This is a genomic window from Pseudomonas sp. GQ91 (assembly GCF_059758795.1).
Window position 1 is genome coordinate 1 of the sequence record NZ_JCAXED010000004.1, and the last position, 20,580, is coordinate 20,580.

Here is a 20,580-nt window from a genome sequence, read left to right on the forward strand (position 1 = left end):
ATTCAAATACGATCCAGCAGGCCGTTTACTCAAGGAAACCGGAAGGCCTCGAATGGCAGACCGAGACCTTCGCCTACGACGGCAACGGCAATTTGCTACTGGCCGAAAACGCCGCCTGCAAGCTGCAATGGTTCTACGACCGCGCCGGTAACAATACCCGCGAGCACCAATACCTGCGTTATCTGCAAGAACCGCATGTAGCCATCTGGAAACATGAATACGATGCCCTCAACCAACGCATCGCGACCACTCGACCGGATGGCCATCGGGTCAGTTGGTTGACCTATGGCAGCGGCCATTTGCTGGCCTTGAGTGGGAAGGTTTATTGGCAAGGATCCGATTGGGTTTGCGGGTGGGCTCAACGTCTATGCGTATGCGCCAAATCCAGTTGGGTGGATTGACCCGCTCGGGCTGGCAACCAACAGAGGAAGAATCCAAGCTCAAGGGACAAAACTTGAACAGTCGGTAAGTTGGAACCAAGACTCACCCCTTACCGCCGCTGATGCAAAATTAAAACTAGATGAACTCAAGGGAAAACTAGGCCGTCAAGATTTGAGAGCTAGGGAAGAAGCCTTCGGCGCACATGAACGTGTGGATATAGAAGTCAGCTCTGGAACAGCATTTACGGGTAAATAATATGTTCAACGACTACCTATCCACCCCAAGCACATACAAAAAACTTGAAAGCTACATCAAAAAACTTTTTATCGAGCTTGCAATTTCACACAACATAAATATTGAGAGCTTTATTACTCCTTTTTATAAAACTACATTTTCCAATGGAAGCCCCTTTATGGACGCCAACCCCATATTTTCGGTAAAACACCAAAAAACAGGAAACATATTAAAAATAGTTCTGAATGAAAACATCAGCAAAACCACTTCCACCACTAAAAAGTCAGAACTAGGGCATGAAACATCCATCATTTCAGCTCAAAAAAATCTCACATCAATTAAAAATGAAATATCTAAATGGCTCAAAACGCTTGCCACTTAAATTAGTCATTGTCTATCGCCAGTGCCCGCACACATCATTAGCTTAATCGCCAGTAACCACCACAATTCTTCAATCTAAAAAACAAGACGAGGCAGTATGAACAAACCGCCCTTCTCCACATTTCCTCCAGCAGAACGAGACAGCCGTCTTCACCAAGCAGCCAGAGAGAGAGTGCTATGAAATGATGCCAATAATTCGACTCGGAGATACCACCGACCACGGCGGTATTGTCACCGAATCCATCCCCCACACCAACCTCAACGGCAAGCCGATGGCCGGCAAAGGCAACTTGGTGATGTGCCCCTTATGCAAAGGCCCCTTCCCGATTGCCGAAGGCAGCAGCACCTATTCCGTCAACGGAATCCCCGTAGCACTGGACGGCATGAAGACCGCCTGCGGCGCTACACTGATCGCCAGCGGTTCTCATGGTGCCGTTCATCGCTGACCGGCCCACTCGCTCTTTAACGCTGGCATCGCTTCAGTGCAGTGGCGTGGTACCAATGCGACCACCTCGGCACGCCTGTGGAGTTGACCGACGAACACGGCGACATCGCCTGACGTGGGCTGCACTACAATCGGTATCGGTACTTATACTGAGACGTAAAAATTATCAGGCTGGCAACACCCATGGAGCGGCATAAAGGAGTAAGGAATGATCCAAGAACAAAAAAAGGAAATAGGTACAGGAAGGAGATCAAGCACGTTTCGGAGCGTTGGCGCGGAGTACTCCGGTGTGCGTCTGCGCGCGCTGTTGAAGGAATGCAGGATTGCCCCGATGGAGTTCGCGCTGTTTGTGAGGATCAGCCCGCAGCGGCTGAACAACTGGTTTTCGAGGGGTATACCAGAACAGCGGCTCGAAGATATCGCACGCTTGTTGAGCGTTAATGCCGACTGGTTGGCAATGGGGACTGGGGAGAAGTACGTGACAAGAACTGACTTACGAGGACGTCGAGCGCCTGCACGAACGTTCTGTCTGTCCTCGGGACGAGACGCTGCGGGCTGACTCTCTCGGGAATGGGTTCAGCAGTCGATGAGCCCGGCGACGAACTCATCTCCGCCCAAACGGGCCAAGATGCCGGGTTAACGACTTGCAGGACAATGAGGTGACCGCTGGTTTGCAGGAGGAACGCGCTTTTGCGAGAGCAGACATACACAAAACAGACGCGCGTCAGACTAAAAAAATGCCCGATACACTGTATCGGGCGTTTTTGTCAGGACTCAATCAAACAGCATTCAACTAAGACAGATCAGCGGCTTACCAGACCAGAATGCTGTATTTGCGAAGTGTCCCCCTGGCGCAGCGAATGCTCGATAACCACGTTGTTTATCGAGTCGACGGTGATCCCAAGACGCTGCTTCGCAATTGCCAGGCCATAGGTCGCGAGTTCCTCGTTCGAAAGCGACTGGTTTACAGGCTCCGCTTCCACCAGCAACGTAGCGTCCTTCAGCATACTGACACCGATAAGCAACAGTTCACCTGTGCCTAGTGCTACCGAGCCGTGTGATCGAGTTGCACCTTCGTCGTGCAGCTTCGGCAGGTTACGCAGGCTGGATGCGACTTTCTCCAACAGAATGTTGTTACCCATGTCGCTCGCCGAGTATTTCCCTTGCGCCTGCAATTCCTTGCCCACCTGCGAACTGTACAAATTCAACACGCTTTTCGCGGCGGGCATGGAAACACCATCTTCGACGGTCAGGCTAACGTTGCCGTTTGCGGTCAACAGGCCACCACGTAATGGCTCGCTTGCGGCGAGATCCAATGCGCCCGGCGCTGTGGCCACGTCATTCGACACCAAGGCACTGGTAGCCACTGGCTGGGTAGAACGTGGGGTAACCTGGCCTGGACGAGTTTGCGGCTGGTTCACAGTCAAGGCGGTGCCGTTGGCACCTTCTGTTTTGCCCAGCAGGCCAACAGGCGTGTAAAGCGGCGCGTCGACCGAAGCGCTGCCGCTGACCTGATCACTTGCCAACTGATAATTGGCAAGGTCATCTCCGGTCAATTGCAAACCCACCACAGTGACAGGCTTGTCACGGCCAGCCCCCGGGGTGAGGAAGTCAGCACTGCCCACTGCCCCGACATGGTCCCCCGCAATAACACCTTGCAGCGTCACATCGCGAATCGTCGCCGTGGTGCGTCCGTCGTGCAATTTGTCGGCAATTTCAACCGTTGCCGTCAGGGTTTTCTTGTCGATGGTGCCGGTGCCAATTTGCGCGTCGGTGTTGAAGCTGTAGTTGCCTGCCTCTTCGCCACCGAGGCTGATCCCGCTGCCGGTCACCGATTTATCGATACCCGCGTTCTTGTTGATGAAACTGCCCTGGTTACCGACGACCAGCAGTTCATCAGCATCACCGTCGATTACGCCGATCAGTTGGACGTTGCCCAGGTTGGCGTTGGTTTTACCGTCGTAGACTTTGTCGGAGACGTCAGCCGTGGCGGTCAGGGTTTTCTTGTCGATGGTGCCGGTGCCGATTTGTGCGTCGGTGTTGAAGCTGTAGTTACCCGCCTCCTCACCGCCGAGGCTGATCCCGCTGCCGTTTACCGACTTATCGATGCCCGCATTCTTGTCGATGAAGCTGCCTTGGTTACCGACAACCTGCAGTTCATCAGCATCATCGTCGATTACGCCGACCAACTGGACATTGCCCAGATTAGCGTTGGTCTTGCCGTCGTAGACCTTGTCGGAGACGTCAGCCGTCGCCGTCAGGGTTTTCTTATCGATGGTAGCAGTACCGATCTGCGCGTCGGTGTTGAAACTGTAGTTCCCCGCCTCCTCACCGCCGAGGCTGATCCCGCTGCCGTTTACCGACTTATCGATGCCCGCGTTCTTATTGATGAAGCTACCTTGGTTGCCTACAACCAACAGTTCGTCAGCATCACCGTCGACCACGCCGACCAATTGGACATTACCCAGATTGGCCTTGGTCTTGCCGTCGTAGACCTTGTCGGAGACATCAGCCGTCGCCGTCAGGGTTTTCTTGTCGATGGTCCCGGTGCCGATTTGCGCATCGGTGTTGAAGCTGTAGTTGCTCGCCTCCTCACCACCGAGGCTGATCCCGCTGCCGGTCACCGATTTATCGATACCCGCATTTTTGTCGCTGAAGCTGCCCTGGTTGCCAACGACCAGCAGTTCATCAGCATCACCGTCGATTACGCCGATCAGTTGGACGTTGCCCAGGTTGGCGTTGGTTTTGCCATCGTAGACTTTGTCGGAGACGTCAGCCGTCGCCGTCAGGGTTTTCTTGTCGATGGTAGCAGTACCGATCTGCGCGTCGGTGTTGAAGCTGTAGTTACCCGCCTCTTCGCCACCCAGGGTGATCCCGCTACCGGTCACCGACTTATCGACGCCCGCGTTCTTATTGATGAAGCTGCCTTGGTTGCCTACAACCAACAGTTCGTCAGCATCACCGTCGATTACGCCGACCAACTGGACATTGCCCAGATTAGCGTTGGTCTTGCCGTCGTAGACCTTGTCGGAGACATCAGCCGTCGCCGTCAGGGTTTTCTTGTCGATGGTCCCGGTGCCGATTTGTGCGTCGGTGTTGAAGCTGTAGTTCCCCGCCTCCTCACCGCCGAGGCTGATCCCGCTGCCGTTTACCGACTTATCGAAGCCCGCGTTCTTATTGATGAAGCTACCTTGGTTGCCTACAACCAACAGTTCGTCAGCATCACCGTCGATTACGCCGACCAACTGGACATTGCCCAGATTGGCATTGGTCTTGCCGTCGTAGACCTTGTCGGAGACATCAGCCGTCGCCGTCAGGGTTTTCTTGTCGATAGTAGCGGTGCCGATTTGCGCGCCGGTGTTGAAGCTGTAATTACCCGCTTCTTCGCCACCCAGGCTGATCCCGCTGCCGGTCACCGACTTATCGACGCCTGCGTTTTTGTCGATGAAGCTGCCTTGGTTACCGACAACCTGCAGTTCATCAGCGTCACCGTCGACCACGCCGACCAACTGGACATTGCCCAGATTAGCGTTGGTCTTGCCGTCATAGACCTTGTCGGAGACGTCGGCCGTTGCCGTCAGGGTTTTCTTGTCGATGGTCCCGGTGCCGATTTGCGCGTCGGTGTTGAAGCTGTAGTTACCCGCCTCTTCGCCACCCAGGCTGATCCCGCTACCGGTCACCGATTTATCGATACCCGCATTCTTGTCGCTGAAGCTGCCCTGGTTGCCGACGACCAGCAGTTCATCAGCATCACCGTCGATTACGCCGACCAGCTGGACATTACCCAGGTTGGCATTGGTCTTGCCGTCATAGACCTTGTCGGAGACATCAGCCGTCGCCGTCAGGGTTTTCTTGTCGATGGTAGCAGTACCGATTTGCGCGCCGGTGTTGAAGCTGTAGTTGCCCGCCTCCTCACCGCCGAGACTGATCCCGCTGCCTGTCACCGACTTATCGATGCCCGCATTCTTGTCGATGAAGCTGCCTTGGTTACCGACAACCTGCAGTTCATCAGCATCACCGTCGACCACGCCGACCAGTTGGACGTTGCCCAGATTAGCGTTGGTCTTGCCGTCATAAACCTTGTCGGAGACATCAGCCGTCGCCGTCAGGGTTTTCTTGTCGATGGTAGCGGTGCCGATTTGCGCGTCGGTGTTGAAGCTGTAGTTACCCGCCTCCTCACCACCCAGGCTGATCCCGCTGCCGGTCACCGACTTATCGATGCCTGCATTCTTGTCGCTGAAACTACCCTGATTACCGACAACCAGCAGTTCATCAGCATCACCGTCGACCACGCCGACCAGTTGGACGTTGCCCAGATTAGCGTTGGTCTTGCCGTCATAAACCTTGTCGGAGACATCAGCCGTCGCCGTCAGGGTTTTCTTGTCGATAGTAGCGGTGCCGATTTGCGCGTCGGTGTTGAAGCTGTAGTTACCCGCTTCTTCGCCACCCAGGCTGATCCCGCTGCCCGTCACCGTTTTATCGACGCCCGCGTTCTTGTCGCTGAAACTGCCCTGAGTGCCCACCACGTCCAGCTGGCCGACATCGCCACTGAGCACACCGATCAACTGAATGTTATTCAAGCTGGCCGCGGTCTTGCCGTCGTAGACCTTGTCTGCCACGTTCGCCGTCGCGATCAGGACTTTTTTGTCGATGTTGCCGATGTCACCGCTGACACTGTCGGATACCAACTGGTAGCCATACACCTTGGCATCACCGTTCTGCGCTTCGCCAAGGCTGATGCCGCTTACGCTGACAGTCTTGCCGCTGCCGGCGTTTTTGTTGTCGTAGCTTGCGGTGTCATAGCCGGCAATGATGAGGCTGATGTCGTCGCCATCGATAGCGCCCGAAGCAGCCGTGAAGTTATCTGCTTTCACCGTGGCATGGGCATCGCCGTCGTAGGTTTTGCTGACCTCGCCAGTCAGGCCCACCGTGACTTTGGGCGCGACGGTGTAGATATGGCCGTTTCCGCTGGACTGCGCCAGCGTATCGCCGTAGTGGGCGTTGTACTGTTTGAAATCCAGCGGCAGGCCGCCGCGCACGTCCGCGTCCGGGCTGGTCGAGTAAGTCAACCAGCGCCCATTGCTATTGGAGGCGTTCAGCGCCGCGCTGCCGGCGTGATTGATGAAGTTGCGCGCGGCACTCAAGACCACGGCGTCGCCGGTGCCCTCGCCGGTAACGCTGCCCGTGCTGCCGATCACAACATCCGCCTGGCCTGCACGAGCGATCACGTGCCCGGTCGAACTGGTGTTCTGCAGGGCACCATCAATTTGGATGTTGCCGTTGAGCAAGGTCAGGCTGTTGTTGGCGTTGAAACCGAAACCGCTGTTGTTCACGGTGGTGGTACCGGTACCGTCCGCGCGGCCGATGGTCAGGTTCATGATGTTGTCGAGCTTGCCGAGCGTATTGGCCGTTGCGATCCCATCGGTGCCATCCAGGGAAATATTGGTGGCGATATTCCAGGGCTCCAACCTGAGGCTGGCGGTCGACACGTTCTGCAGCGTGGCCTGGGTGAAATCGATGTTGGTCGCGCGCAGAGTCAGTGCGTCGTTACCGGTATCGAGCTTGACGTTGCTGGTGAAATTGATGTCGCCGTCCGTGTAAATCGATGCCCCGCCGAGCATGGTCAGCGGCGTAGAGAAATTGACGTCACCACTCAGACTGAGCTTGCCGCCCAGGCGCTTTTCACCCGTAGATCCGCCCAGGCCCTTGGCGCCCATCGCATCACCAAAAAACAGCCGCCCGGCCCCCAGGGTTATGTCGCCCGTGAGCGTAGCAATACTTTCCGCATACGCGGTTGTACCAAAGGAAAGGTACAGGTTGCCGCCGGCGGTGTTGATCGGCGTGTTGATGGTCAACGCCCCCCGGCCGCCGGTGTCCGAGTCGCTGGACAGCCGCACATAGCCGCCATTGGTCGTGACGGCACCGGCAATGGTCAAGCCGTCGGCGCCCAGCAGGGTAATACTGCCTGCCCCCGGAACACCGCTGCCGATAGTCGAGACATTATGCGTCGGCAGGTCCGCGATCGCTGGATTGGCCCCAGCTCCGTGGGCAATGAGGTTGAACGAGTTCCTGATCGACCCCGTCCCGGTGCCCCCCGCTTGCATATAAATGCTGCCGGTACCCGATACTTCCAGGGTGTTGGCCGCATTGGCGAAGCTGATCACTGCATCGCCGCCGTCCAAGGCTTCAGCCCGAAAACTGACATCGTCCTGCATCGTAATGGTGCCATCGCCACCATTTTGCGTCAGATCGGCAAAGGTGATGGAATCAGTGGCTTGCAGCAACACGTTGGCGGTCTGGGCCTCCAATGCCTTTTCGGTCACGGTACTGCCGGTAATCGCGTCACCTGCCGTACCGCCGCCGCTGACAGTGATATTCGCGGGATCAAGCAACAGGTCGCCGGTACGCCCGTGACTGGCGCGCGCGTCGGTAATGCCGCTGTACTGCAGCGTCTGTTTGCCGGAAACCTCGACTTTGCCGCCGTTGCCGCTCTGCGCACCGCCACGTACCGAGACCGTACCGGCGAAGCGCGTGCTGTCATCCGCCCAGAACACGGCGGTACCGCCGTCGCCCCGGCTTGTCGCATCCGCACGCACCGACGTACGTGCATCCACTGTGACCTTGCGCGCATTGGCCACGCCGGCGTCCTTACCTTGCCAGCCGCCGCCTACTTTCACGGTGCCGCCGCCGAGGGTACCGCTGGCATCCAGCGCAGCGCCAGTCAGCGCAATCTGCTCGCCGGTGATTACGATGTCGCCACCCTTACCCTGCTGCGAAGACACATCCAGCACGCCAGCCACCTGGGTCGAGCCGCCCTGGTCGTCGCCGTCCAGCAAAATACGGCCATTGCGCTCAAGCATGCCCTTGGCTTCGATGAGGCCGGTGTTGTTTACCACACTGCTGATGGCGGCATCGGCCGAGCGTGCGCTCAGCGTCACCAGTCCTCCATCGGCGCTGATCTGGCCGCTGTTCTGGACCAGCGCGTCCAGCACGCCACGGTCGACGTTCACGCTGACCAGGCCGTCGCCATTGAAGTCCAGGCTGACTTTATCGCCCGCCGCAAGCGCCGTGCTGCCGCCTGGCGTGTGGATCACGCCGCTGTTGCTGACGTGTGGCCCGATCAGTGCGACAACGCCACCTTCTGCGGTAGTGATGCGCCCCTGGTTACTCACCAAGCCGGCACCCGCACCGTCGCGCAATGTCGTTTTGCCCGCCAGAAAGTCTTCATCGCTGATCTTCAACGAAGAGGCGACCAGCCCACCCACATTGACCTGGGCACCCTTGCCGATAACCACCCCGTTGGGGTTCAGCAGCCAGACCTGACCGTTGGCGTTCAGTTTGCCGAGGATCTGGCTGGCATTGCCGCCGCCCACCACCCGGTTGAGTGCGACGCTGGCGCTGTTGGGCTGCCGGAAGGTCACGCTGGCGTCACGGCCGACATCAAAGCTGTTCCAGTTGGTCACCAGCTTGCCGGTGGATTGGTCAATCACCATGTGGTTGCCGTTTTGCGAAATGCTGCCAACGCCGCCGACTATCGCGCCACCGGTCGGCAGATCGGCCGCCTGGGCCAGGCCCGCGCCCAATAGCCCCAGCGCCGCGAGAGTGGCGATCAATCCACCCCGCTTGCCACGGGCATTGGTGTGTTCGGAAACAGCAACATAGGCTTGGGCGGCATCGCTCCAGACCAGACGGTAAACATGGTTCAACGAGGCGTTCTTCATAATGGAATGCTCTTGAGAGTTCGGAGGCTGGAGGCGGAATCAGAAAGCCACGGACGTTTGTAGCCATGCGCGCCAGTCGCTGGAGCGACTGTCCGCGTCCAGGCCCGAAAGGCTGCGACCGGGGTTGTTGTCCAAGGTGCGCGCGACCGCGGTACGCACCGTCCAGTTGCCGACCCAGAGGTTGGCGCCCAGCCCAACGGCATTGAGGTCATAACGATTGGTATTGCCGGCATTGTTGACCGAACCCTCCCACTGCTTTTCATGCAGCCAGATGCGGCCGGTGTCGAAAAAACCCAGCGCCTGGAACTTGGCCATCGCCAGGCCGAGATCGATATCGCGCCGTAATTCCAGGGTTGCCAGCCAGCCATGATCGCCCGAGGCCTCGCCAACGGGATAAGCGCGCACGCCCGCCGGTCCGCCCAGCAGAAATTTCTCGGATGAATCGAGGTTCTGGCTCGCCCATTGGGTGGACACCGCGCCGAACACCGTCCAGCTGTCAGTGGCTCCCAGGCTTTGCAGGCGCGACAGGCGCAAGTTGACCTTATGGAAATCACCGTCGCTTTTGGCGCTGGTACGGTCAGCGAGCTCATCGTCGCGATTGCCTGAAAGGTCGAGCTTGCCAACGGTCAAGGAGGCGCTGGCATCCGTCACGCCGCCACCGGCGAAACTGTCGAAACGGTTGCCGCTCAGGGCAAAGGTAAAGTTGTCCAGGGTACGCTCACGCAGTTGGCTGCCGAGCCCACGGTCTTCCAGTTCCCGGCGCTCATAGGTACCGGTAACGTCGAGGTTTTGCAGGCGCGAACGAATCAATGGATACGTCAACCCCAGGGAACCGCTCTTGGCGGTACCGCGCAGGTCCAGAGGCCTGAACACTTCCTGGTCTACGTCATAACGCAAGTAAGAAGCCGCCGCGAGCAGACGCAACCCCGAAGGGCTCAGCGGCAAGCTGTAGCCGCCGCCCACCACCGAGCTGCCGGTGGTCTTGCTGAGCCCGAGGTACAAGCGATCGCCGAAGCCAAAGGGATCATCGACGTTGAGTTGCGCATTGCCCCGCGCCGTGCCGGTGCTTCGGTTGCCATAGTTGTCCGCCGACACGCCGCCGCTGAAGATCGGCCCTTGCGTGGCATTGATCAGCAATTGGCTGCTGCCCGGTTCAGCACCACGATCCAAGGCCGAGTGGGCCACGATGCCCGGCTGATCATTGATCAGCAGCAGCGCCCGCTCCAGTTCGCGGGCACGCAGTACCTGACCTTCCGGCAAGGCGGCGCTGGCGATGTCATGCAGGCGCTGCGCAGACGTACGGGTCTGCCCGCTGACCTTGATACGCTCTGCGCCTGACTGCAGTTCGCCCTGGACAATCGCAATCTCGAGCACACCTTCGGTCAAGTCCTGGCGAGGCAAGTACGCCCGCGCAAGTACGTAACCCTGACCGCGCAGATAACGGGTCAGGCTTTCTACCAGTCGCTGCAACGCGGGATGGTCGAGGGTCTTGCCCAGGACAGGCGCAACCAATGCATGCAGATTCTCGTGGTCGGCCAGTTCGGTATCACCGCTGAAACGAATGGCATTGAGCTTGACGCGCAATCCTGAGTCTTTCACCGACGAGGCGTCCGACGGGATTTCGAATGCCGGTGGCGGCTGGGTCGATCGACGCTCGGTAGGGACGGTCTGCTGCTGCTCGTTGAGCAATTGCCCGGCATCCGGAATCGTCAGTGCCAGACTTAAGGGGGCGGCAGTCGAACCGACCAGAGCGATCGTCCACTGCAGCAGATGCCTGCTCACATACATCGAGTCCCTGTGAGAATTGCGCATCGTTAGTTACTCCGTTGGAAAACTGTCCGCACCGACATGGAACGGAAAATGTACGGCGCACAGTTTTCCAGGCGCCGCACAACAGCATCTTTGAATGACGGAATAAATATTTTGCTGGAGCGGATACAGCTCAATAAGCCTGCAAAATCGAGCAACGGCCCACGGCGCACGCTCAGGATTTCCGAGCGCGCCCAGTGACGGCAATCAGTGGCGGACGTTGAGCGTCAGGCCGACGGTCCTCGGATCACCGGGCAGCACGCCATAGTCGCCGGCCCCCAATAAGGAATACACGGCGGTGATGTACTGCTTGTCGAACAGGTTGCGCGCCCAGCCTTCAACGCTCCAGCTGCGCTCATGGTCGCGCAGGCCGACGCGCAGATTCGCCAACCCGTAGCCTGGCTGATAGCTGCCGGGACCGCCTTCGAGGGTGCCCTGGTAGCCGCTTCGCAGGCTGTAGTCCAGACCCGAATATGCTTCCAGGCCTGCCTCCAGTGGATAGCGCCAATCCACCCCGGCCGTGGTGTTCCACTCGGGCGCGTTATAAAGCCGCGCACCGCTGAGGTTGCAGGTCCATTGCCCGGAGCCCGGCGGGCAAGGTGCATTCTCGAAGTCGCGATAACGCGCATCGCTCCACGCCGTGCCCCAGCGTAGGTCGATGCGTTCGTTCAAACGCCAGGCGAAGTCCAGCTCGATACCCCGCAGGCGCACCGCGCCGACGTTCAACAGGTTGTCGCGTAGCGGCGGTGACAGCGTATCGACCGGTCGACTGTAGGTCAGCGCCTGATAGTCATCGACATCGGTTTGATACAGCGCGAGATTCATGCGCGCGGCATCGTTCCAGAACTGGGTTTTCACCCCGACTTCCATCGACGTGGCCTGCTCGGCCTTATAGGTCGGGTTGACACCGGGGCTGACCACATCCAGATTGATGCCGCCGGCTTTCGAGCCGCGGGACACACTGGCATACCCCAGCACCTGCTCGTTGAAACGATAGCTCAGGCCCAGCAGACCGGAAACATTGTGTTCGTCAATGGTGCTACGCCGGTAATAGCTGCCGCCCAAGGCGACATTGCGCAGCAGTTGCCCGCCTACCAGCGAAATCGGATCGCGCTCCAATGGCGCAAGATTGACGACCTCGCGGGAAATCCAACCGGTCTTGCGCTCCTCGGTGTAGCGCAGACCGAAGGTCAATTCCAAAGGCTCAAGGGGACGCCAGGTGTATTGGCCGAACACCGCACGGCTGTCGCCCTTCTGCTCGCCGTCGAAACGCTGGCCAGCGCCGTTCAACAGGCTGGCGGGAATCTGCTGCGGGCGGGTCACGCCAAAGGCCGCCAGTTCCGGGCGGTCACCGAGAAACCAGGCGCTGGCGTCCTTGCCGAAGTCCACATCCACCGTGCGGTCCAGGTGCTGTTGCAGGTAATAAAGACCGACCACGTAATCCAGCCGATCATTGACCTTGCCCGCCAGGCGCCATTCCTGGCTGAACTGGCGTTGATCGAGCCCGCTATCCGCTTGCGCGATCGCCAGCCCGCTGCCGTCTCCATCGCGAGGATTACGAAAACGCCAGTCGCGGTACCCGCTGAGGCTGGTCAACACATGCTCGTCATCCAGCGTCCAGTTGAGTTCCAGCGACAGACCATTCTGCTGGCTCCGGGTCCGGGTCAAGCCATCTTGTTGGGTCTCGCGTCGATACGGGTCCGTCGGCAACAAGGTGTAGCGCATGAACCGCGCGCGATTGCGCGTTTCCTGGCTGTACTGGCTCGCCAGCAACGCATTGCCAGTCTCGTCCTGCCAGGCGCGATCAGCGCTCAGGCGGGCGCTGAAGCGCGCATTCGGCGCCCATAACAGCTGACCGCGCAGGGCCTGACGATTCTGATCATTGAGTCGCGATCCGTTGTGCAGGTTTTCAACCTCTGGATCACGGGTGCTTTGCGATGCGCTGAGTCGCCCCATCAGCACTTCGTCTACCAGCGGGCCTGACAGCACACCGCGATATTCACGGGAACCATGGCTGCCCAGCGAGGTTTCGGCGCTGGACTCCAGATAAGGGGTGGGCTGGCGCGTGACAATATTGATCGCCCCGGCGCTGGTATTTTTGCCATACAACGTGCCTTGCGGGCCACGCAGCACTTCAACGCGCTCAACATCGAGCAAATCGCTGAAGGCCATGCCCGAGCGACCGAGATAAACCCCGTCGACGAAGACCCCGACGCTGCTTTCCAGCCCGTCGTTATAGGCGGTGGCGCCAAATCCTCGCAGCCCCAGACCGGCATATCGCGCGTTATGCCCCGACACCACCAGCCCGGGGATTCGCTCTTGAATACCCTGCAAGTCATGCAGGCCACTGTCGTCCAGTTGCTGGCCGTCGAGCACGCTGAGGGCGATGGGTACGTTCTGCGGCTTTTCCAGGCGATGCCGCGCAGTGACCTGCGTCTCGTCCAGCACCAACGCTGATGGCGCGGCCGCCGTCGATTCGCCATCGGCCGCTGCGAACGGGGCCCAGACCAGCGGCCCCCATAACAAAAGACCCGCGCAGGAAGACCACGCAAGGACACCCGGAAGGCAGCTCCTTGGATTCTTTTTATTGTTCATGGACCGAATTCTGCCGCTCAGTGAGTGTGTGCTGGATCAGCGCCTGAATGCCTGCAATCAGCTCGTTTCCGGAGGCGGGCTTGAGTAACGTGGTATCGAAGTCCAGCGTTTGCGGGTAACCGACGGGCCGTCGTGGCGGCGCCGAGGAGTAAAGCAGCACGGGCAACTCCGGACGCTGTGCTCGCAGGCGCCGCAGCAGCGCCCAGCCGTCCATGACCGGCATTGCCTGGTCGGTCATCACCAGGTCAAACGACCCTGTATCGACGAGGGCCAGCGCGCGCTCGCCATTCTCGGCAACGGCTACATCGACGCCATAGCCGGTCAAGAAATCGTAGAGCCAGTCGCGATTCAGCTTGACATCATCGACCACCAGAATTCGCGTGCCCTCGCCGTCAAAGGCCAGCCAATTGTTCTGCTCCGAGGCTGAATCCAGCTCATCTTCGCCGGCAAGCTCCAGTTCCAGGCTGAAGCTGAAACAACTGCCACGTTGCGCCTCGGACTGCAGTTCAAGGGTGCTGCCCATGTGCGCCAGCAATTGACTGACGATGGATAAGCCCAAGCCGCTGCCTTCATAGTGGCCGGCGTTGCTGCCACGCCGAAAGGGTTCAAGTATGTGGTCCAGTTCTGCCGAATCGACGCCGATGCCGGTGTCCGTCACGCTGAAGCGCAAACGCGCGCGCTGAGCATCCGAGCCAGCCTGCTGGGTCACTTCAAGGGTGATACAGCCATGACGCGTGAACTTGGAAGCGTTTGCCAACAGGTTGATCAAGACTTGACGCAAGCGCCGGTAATCGGCCCTGACCAGCGCCGGCAGGTCTTCGGCAAAACGGCAGACAAACAGATTGTCCTGTCGTGAGGCCAGTAATCGCCCGTCCTCTTCGACCTGCTGGAGAAATCGATACAGGTAGCCCGCAGCCAGCGAAAGTTCCAATTGCTGCAGTTCGCTGCGCGAAAACTCCAGCAGCTCGTCAATCAGCTCCAATTGATGGCGCGCGCTGTTTTCGATGCGATGACTGTAGTGCTCTGCGCGGACCGGATCGCTGGCGAGCATCCTCGCGTAATCAATGATGGTGACCAGTGGCGAGCGCAAATCGTGACTGATGCGCGCCATCAGCGAGCTGCGCGCCTGGAGGGAGTCGTTCAACTGCTGGGTGCGCAACGCTACGGTATTTTCCAGGCGCTGGTGTTCGGCTTGCTGTTGGCTCTCAAGATCCGCCAGGGCACGTCTTTCGCGGGTGCGGCCACGGCTCACCTCGACCACCAAGGTGCACACCAGCAGGACGATGCCGGGTATCGCCGAAGACAAATCATGTCGATTGGCCTGGGCCTGCCACGGCAACTGATAAAGGGTCAGGACATAGCGCGTCACGAATTGCACGCCGAACAGAAACACCACGATCCAGGCCATCGGGTTAAACGTAATGCCCTTGCGCACCCCGATCGCCAGGGTGAGCGGCAAAATGACGTAGATGCCATAGAGAAATACCAGCGAGGCCTTTGCGCCGTCCTGCGCATCGATCCCCAGCCCCCACAGGCGACTGGCGGCAAACCCGACCAGTTGCAACGAAAACAGCCATCCGAGGATTTTCGGCAAGCGCCTGACCTGCAACAACACCCGCGCGTAACCCAGGAAAAAGGCGAACGAGACAATACTGAAGAAGGTGAATATCTGCGGGGTAAGCAGCGAGGCTGCGGGCCAGAACGTGAGGTAACCGTTGGTGGCGCAGGTCAGCAGAATGTAGCTCAACAGCAACCCCGCATGCACACGCAATAACTGCGAGCGCACTATCCAACCCACGAGCAGGCTGAATGGCACGAACACAAATACGATGCCCAGCGCGATGCCGTCCACCAGGTCGACGTATTGGCGCGTTTCCAGCAAACCACGATCGGACCACAGTTGCGGGTCTATCAGCAGCAATGAGTCACTGGCAATCCGGATCAGCAGCGTAACCTGCTCGCCTTCCTGCAATTGCAAGGGAAACACCGGCTGTCGAAAGGGCATCGGCCACTGGTCCAGCGGGTAGTCGGCGCCAGCCCGCAGCACTTGCTCGCCGGAGGCGCGCAGCACGTGCATTTGAATGTTCTGCAGGCGCGGCTCACCTACGGTCAGCCACTGGGTACAACTGCCGCTCGCCGCATTCCGAAGGGTCAACCGCAACCAGAACGCGGCACCGGAATAGTCAGGACGCGCCCATGTATCCATGGGGTGAAAGCGTTCGCCAGGCACCGCCAACACTTGCGCGGCAGTCAACTGTCCACCCGTGTCTTGCAACACTTGCGCCGAGGGGGTCAGCGCCTGGCGATCTGATCGGCACGCGTCCACGACTGTGGGTGCGGCTTGCCCTGCTCCCATGCCGCTTATAAATAGAAGCAACAGACGAATCCAGAAGGTCACGTACGCCCACCAGCATCCTGCGTTCCCTGTGCCTGCTGCCTGAACTGGCTGGGGGTCATTGCGAATCTCTCGCGAAACGCAGTGGCAAAGTTTGCGGCACTTTTGAAGCCTATTTCTTCGGCTATGTCCTGCATGTTCATCGAACCGCTCAACAGCAGCTCCTGTCCCCGGAGCAGGCGTGCCTCGCGGATATAACCAAAGACCGTGGTGCCGAGGCGCGCGCGAAATATGCCAGACAGTCGTTTTTCGTGGGTCCCTACCGTCAAGGCAATGTCGGCCAGGGATGGCAGCACTTCCAGGTTCTGCCCGATATAGCGCATGGCCGCCTGCAGCACAATCTGCTCCGCATCAGCCGGCGTCGCGAGTTCGGCAGGCAGCGCCTCGGCCGCTTCCCCACGCCGCGTCAGTTGCAGGTGCAGGCGAATTCGCGCCAGGACTTCATGGGGTTCGAAAGGTTTGAGCACGTAGTCCACACCCCCCAGGGCAAAACCCTCGAGCCGCTCCTCCAGGGTGCTGGAAGAGGTCAGGAAGATCACTGGCGTGCTGCGCGTAGCCGCTGCTTCGCGCAGCAATCGGCACAGGGTGAACCCGCTCATTTTCGGCATTCGGACATCGAGCAGAATCAGATCGGGACGCAGCGTCAGTGCGCGCTGATAGCCCTGGTGGGGATCACTGGCGAAAGAAAGTCGCCAGGGCTGTGTCTGCAATAACTGCAGCAACGGTCGAACTTCGCTGACACTGTCGTCGATAATCAAGACATGGGGTTTGGTACAGGGTGAAACAGCATTGACCTGCATCGATCCTTCCTGGCGTCTCATCTATCAGCATGTTTAGTTTTATTAGTGACGGCAGCATACAGAGCATTCTTGAACGAATAAATATAACCAAAGTAAATGCCCGCACTAACCGTGCGACGCCCCTCTGGCTCCCCGCCCTTCTTGGCAAAATCGAACGCGCGCGGCGTTGCCGCGGGTAACGGAATCATAAAAGACACTGAAACCTGTGCTTTCAGTTCCACATAGAAATCCTGCTCCTGTCAGGTCCGCACATGCAGGCCCGACCAACCTTTTGTCGCTGCAAACCACCTCCGCTGATTGTTGACACTTGCACTTAAGGTATTATGGTATACCATCATACACAGACCCACTCACATCCAGCTGGAGCAGCCATGAGTTTCGAAATCCGCAAGATCGTCAGCTATGTAGAAGAAACCTTTATCGAAGGCGGCAAAGCCTCGGACACGCCGGTGACCATGGTCGGCCTGGCTGTTGTGTTGAAAAACCCATGGCTGGGTCGTGGTTTCGTCGAAGACCTGAAGCCGGAAATCCGTGCCAACTGCTCCGACCTCGGTGCGTTGATGGTCGAGCGCCTGGTGAGCATCATCGGCGGCGCCGACAAGATCGAGGCCTACGGCAAGGCGGCCGTGGTGGGCGCCGATGGCGAGATCGAGCATGCCTCGGCGATCATCCATACCTTGCGTTTCGGCAACCACTACCGTGAAGCGGTCAAGGCCAAGAGCTACCTGAGCTTCACCAACAAGCGCGGCGGCCCGGGGACCTCGATCCAGATTCCGATGATGCACAAGGACGACGAAGGGCTGCGCTCGCACTACATCACCCTGGAAATGCAAATCGAAGACGCTCCGCGCGCCGACGAGGTTGTCGTGGTGCTGGGTTGCGCGGATGGCGGTCGCCTGCATCCACGGATCGGTAACCGCTATATCGACCTGGAAGAACTGGCCGCCGAAAAGGCCCAGTAAACCCAAGCGAGTTATCCCAATAAAAAAGGTATGCAGGAGCGCTCCATGATTCGGCTCATCGCTGAACGCACCCCGGCTGGTACCAGTTATCTGGCGACCGGCCAAGGCCAGCCTGTGGTTTTGATCCACGGCGTGGGCCTGAATAAAGAAATGTGGGGCGGCCAGGTCGTTGGCCTGGCCACGCAGTACCGCGTGATCAGCTATGACATGCTCGGTCATGGCGCCAGCCCACGCCCGACCGCCGGCACCCCGCTGCTCGGTTATGCCGATCAACTGCTGGAGCTGCTCGATTACCTGCAATTACCCAAGGCGACGGTGATCGGGTTCTCCATGGGGGGGCTGGTCGCACGGGCGTTTGCCTTGCATTACCCGCAACGCTTGCAAAGCCTGGTGGTGCTCAACAGCGTGTTCAACCGCAGCCCCGAGCAGCGTGCCGGCGTGATCGCCCGCACTGCCCAGGCAGCCGAACACGGGCCAGACGCGAATGCCGAAGCCGCACTGTCCCGTTGGTTCAGCCGCGAGTACCAGGCGGCCAACCCGGCGCAAATCGCGGCTTTGCGCCAGACCTTGGCGGGCAACGATCCGCAGGGTTACCTGACCACCTACGAATTGTTTGCCACCCAGGACATGTACCGCGCTGACGACCTAGGCAGCATCCAGGCGCCAACCCTGGTCGCCACCGGTGAACTGGACCCCGGCTCGACACCGCAGATGGCCCGGCAATTGGCCGACCGCATCCCCGGTGCTACCGTCGCGGTGCTGGCCGAGCAACGGCATATGATGCCGGTCGAATCGCCGCGTCTGGTCAACCAGCTGCTGCTGGATTTTCTTGAAACGGCACACGCCCAACAACATCCAATAAAGGGGATCGTGGCATGACGCTTGAACGCTTCCAGATGTGCATCGGCGGTGAATGGGTCGATGCCCTGTCCGGCAAGACCTTTGACAGTCTCAACCCCGCGTTGGCCCAGCCTTGGGCACAACTGCCCGACGCCGATGAAGCGGATGTCGAGCGCGCCGTGCAAGCTGCACAAACCGCCTTCGACAGCCCGGCCTGGCGTGGTCTCACCGCCACCGCGCGGGGCAAGCTGTTGCGCCGCCTCGGTGATCTGATCGCCGACAACAAGGAGCAACTGGCGCAACTGGAAAGCCGCGACAACGGCAAATTGATCCGTGAAACCCGCGGCCAGGTCAGCTACCTGCCGGAGTTCTTTCACTACACCGCGGGCCTGGCGGACAAGCTCGAAGGCGGCACCCTGCCCCTCGACAAGCCGGACCTGTTCGCCTACACCGTGCACGAAGCCATGGGCGTGGTGGCCGCGATCATCCCATGGAACAGCCCGCTGTACCTGACCGCGATCAAACTCGCGCCGGCTTTGGCGGCGGGCAATACCATCGTCATCAAACCCTCGGAACACGCCTCGGCGAGCATTCTCGAGCTGGCGCGCCTGGCCCTGCAAGCCGGTATCCCGGCGGGCGTGGTCAACGTGGTCACCGGCTACGGCCCGAGTACCGGTGCCGCCCTCACCCGCCACCCACTGGTACGCAAGATCGCCTTCACCGGCGGCGCGGCCACCGCGCGCCATGTGGTGCGCAGCAGCGCCGAGAACTTCGCCAAGCTGTCACTGGAACTGGGGGGTAAATCACCGAATATCATCTTTGCCGACGCCGATCTCGACAGCGCCATCAATGGTGCGATTGCCGGTATCTATGCGGCGTCCGGACAGAGTTGCGTCTCCGGTTCGCGCTTGCTGGTGCAGGATGAAATCTACGATGAGTTCGTTGACCGCCTGGTCGAACGCGCCCGGCGCATCCGCATCGGTAACCCCCAGGAAGATGCCAGCGAAATGGGTCCCATGGCCACGGCACAACAGCTCGCGGTGGTCGAAGGCCTGGTGGCGGACGCCATCGCCGAAGGTGCCCGCCTGCGCATGGGCGGCAAGCGGCCACAGGATCTGGGCGAAGGCTGGTTCTACGAGCCGACTCTGTTCGAGTGCGACCGCAACTCGATGAAAATCATGCAGGAAGAAGTGTTCGGCCCGGTGGCCTCGGTCATTCGCTTCAAGGATGAAGCCGAAGCACTGGCGATCGCCAACGACTCGCAGTTCGGCCTTGCCGCCGGCATCTGGACCCGCGACCTGGGCCGCGCCCACCGCCTGGCGCGGGATGTGCGCTCGGGGATCATCTGGGTCAACACCTACCGTGCCGTGTCCGCCATGGCGCCCATCGGCGGTTTCAAGAACAGCGGCTACGGACGCGAAAGCGGCATCGATTCGGTGCTGGCCTACACCGAACTGAAGACGGTGTGGATCAATCTCTCCCAGGCGCCCATGCCTGATCCTTTTGTGATGCGCTAAGAGTCCAGAACCATGATCGAACCCGGCATTTACAAAGACGTCATGAGCTCGTTTCCTTCGGGCGTCACGGTGGTCACCACCCTCGACCCGGACGGCGGCATCGTCGGCATCACCGCCAGTGCGTTCAGCGCGCTGTCGATCGACCCGGCGCTGGTGCTGTTCTGCCCAAACTACGCCTCGGACACCTACCCGATCCTGCGCGACAGCAAGCGCTTCGCGATTCACTTGCTGTCCGCCGACCAGACCGCCGAAGCCTATGCATTCGCCAGCAAGGGCAAGGAGAAAGCCAAGGGCATCGAGTGGCACCTGAGCGAGCTGGGCAATCCATTGCTGACCAAGGCCACGGCGATCATCGAGTGCGAGCTGTGGCGCGAATACGACGGCGGGGATCACGCGATCATCGTTGGCGCGGTGAAGCATCTGATCCTGCCCGAGCAACCCGTCACGCCGATGATCTACCACAAAGGCAAACTGGGCCCGCTGCCCACCCTGGCTTGAGG

At 59.5% G+C, this 20,580-nt stretch carries 15 protein-coding genes; 9 read left to right on the forward strand and 6 right to left on the reverse strand.

The window, feature by feature from the left end; translation table 11 throughout:
- From AC6CIA_RS06895 to AC6CIA_RS06915, 5 genes are all read left to right on the forward strand, one after another.
- Positions 1-401: hypothetical protein (locus tag AC6CIA_RS06895; RefSeq protein WP_498311216.1), on the forward strand; the 401-nt coding region annotated here is incomplete at its 5' end.
- Entirely contained in the window at positions 313-636 is a 324-nt protein-coding gene (locus AC6CIA_RS06900) for an RHS repeat-associated core domain-containing protein (RefSeq protein ID WP_498311217.1), read from the forward strand. The genes AC6CIA_RS06895 and AC6CIA_RS06900, both read left to right, overlap by 89 nt.
- A 1-nt stretch (position 637) precedes the next feature.
- Positions 638-997, forward strand: a complete 360-nt coding sequence (locus AC6CIA_RS06905; protein ID WP_498311218.1) for a hypothetical protein — start codon at positions 638-640, stop codon at positions 995-997.
- A 184-nt stretch (positions 998-1,181) separates the two neighbouring features.
- Positions 1,182-1,442, forward strand: coding sequence for a PAAR domain-containing protein (locus tag AC6CIA_RS06910; RefSeq protein ID WP_498311503.1), 261 nt, complete (start codon positions 1,182-1,184; stop codon positions 1,440-1,442).
- A 41-nt stretch (positions 1,443-1,483) separates the two neighbouring features.
- On the forward strand, positions 1,484-1,555 hold the full coding sequence (locus AC6CIA_RS06915; protein WP_422630773.1) for an RHS domain-containing protein: 72 nt from the start codon (positions 1,484-1,486) through the stop codon (positions 1,553-1,555).
- A gap of 689 nt (positions 1,556-2,244) precedes the next feature.
- Here the strand turns inward: AC6CIA_RS06915 and AC6CIA_RS06920 are convergent.
- The 6 genes from AC6CIA_RS06920 to AC6CIA_RS06945 form a co-directional block, all read right to left on the reverse strand.
- The gene (locus tag AC6CIA_RS06920; RefSeq protein WP_498311219.1) at positions 2,245-9,162 is read right to left on the reverse strand and encodes a YDG domain-containing protein; all 6,918 of its coding nucleotides are present in this window, start codon (positions 9,160-9,162) and stop codon (positions 2,245-2,247) included.
- A 39-nt stretch (positions 9,163-9,201) separates the two neighbouring features.
- Positions 9,202-10,950 (reverse strand): ShlB/FhaC/HecB family hemolysin secretion/activation protein, encoded by a 1,749-nt coding sequence (locus AC6CIA_RS06925; RefSeq protein ID WP_498311504.1) that lies wholly within the window; start codon positions 10,948-10,950, stop codon positions 9,202-9,204.
- A 228-nt stretch (positions 10,951-11,178) separates the two neighbouring features.
- Positions 11,179-13,566, reverse strand: coding sequence for a TonB-dependent receptor (locus AC6CIA_RS06930; RefSeq protein ID WP_498311220.1), 2,388 nt, complete (start codon positions 13,564-13,566; stop codon positions 11,179-11,181).
- A complete protein-coding gene (locus AC6CIA_RS06935; protein ID WP_498311221.1) occupies positions 13,556-15,964 on the reverse strand; it encodes a hybrid sensor histidine kinase/response regulator in 2,409 nt (802 codons plus the stop codon). The genes AC6CIA_RS06930 and AC6CIA_RS06935 overlap by 11 nt, the downstream gene beginning before the upstream one ends.
- Positions 15,961-16,761, reverse strand: a complete 801-nt coding sequence (locus AC6CIA_RS06940) for a response regulator transcription factor (RefSeq protein ID WP_498311222.1) — start codon at positions 16,759-16,761, stop codon at positions 15,961-15,963. The genes AC6CIA_RS06935 and AC6CIA_RS06940 overlap by 4 nt, the downstream gene beginning before the upstream one ends.
- A gap of 17 nt (positions 16,762-16,778) precedes the next feature.
- Complete coding sequence (locus AC6CIA_RS06945; RefSeq protein WP_498311223.1) at positions 16,779-16,982, reverse strand: hypothetical protein; 204 nt, start codon at positions 16,980-16,982, stop codon at positions 16,779-16,781.
- Positions 16,983-17,132: 150 nt separating this feature from the next.
- Between AC6CIA_RS06945 and AC6CIA_RS06950 the strand changes: the two genes are divergently transcribed.
- The 4 genes from AC6CIA_RS06950 to AC6CIA_RS06965 are packed head-to-tail and all read left to right on the forward strand — an operon-like array spanning position 17,133 to position 20,578.
- Positions 17,133-17,723: an amino acid synthesis family protein gene (locus tag AC6CIA_RS06950; RefSeq protein ID WP_339530037.1), complete on the forward strand. Its 591-nt coding sequence runs from the start codon at positions 17,133-17,135 to the stop codon at positions 17,721-17,723.
- Between the two features lie 45 nt (positions 17,724-17,768).
- Complete coding sequence (locus AC6CIA_RS06955; protein WP_498311224.1) at positions 17,769-18,602, forward strand: alpha/beta fold hydrolase; 834 nt, start codon at positions 17,769-17,771, stop codon at positions 18,600-18,602.
- A complete protein-coding gene (locus AC6CIA_RS06960; protein ID WP_084381726.1) occupies positions 18,599-20,080 on the forward strand; it encodes an aldehyde dehydrogenase in 1,482 nt (493 codons plus the stop codon). Before AC6CIA_RS06955 ends, AC6CIA_RS06960 begins: the two co-directional genes overlap by 4 nt.
- 12 nt (positions 20,081-20,092) lie before the next feature.
- Entirely contained in the window at positions 20,093-20,578 is a 486-nt protein-coding gene (locus AC6CIA_RS06965) for a flavin reductase family protein (protein WP_498311225.1), read from the forward strand.
- The last annotated feature ends 2 nt before the right edge of the window (positions 20,579-20,580 follow it).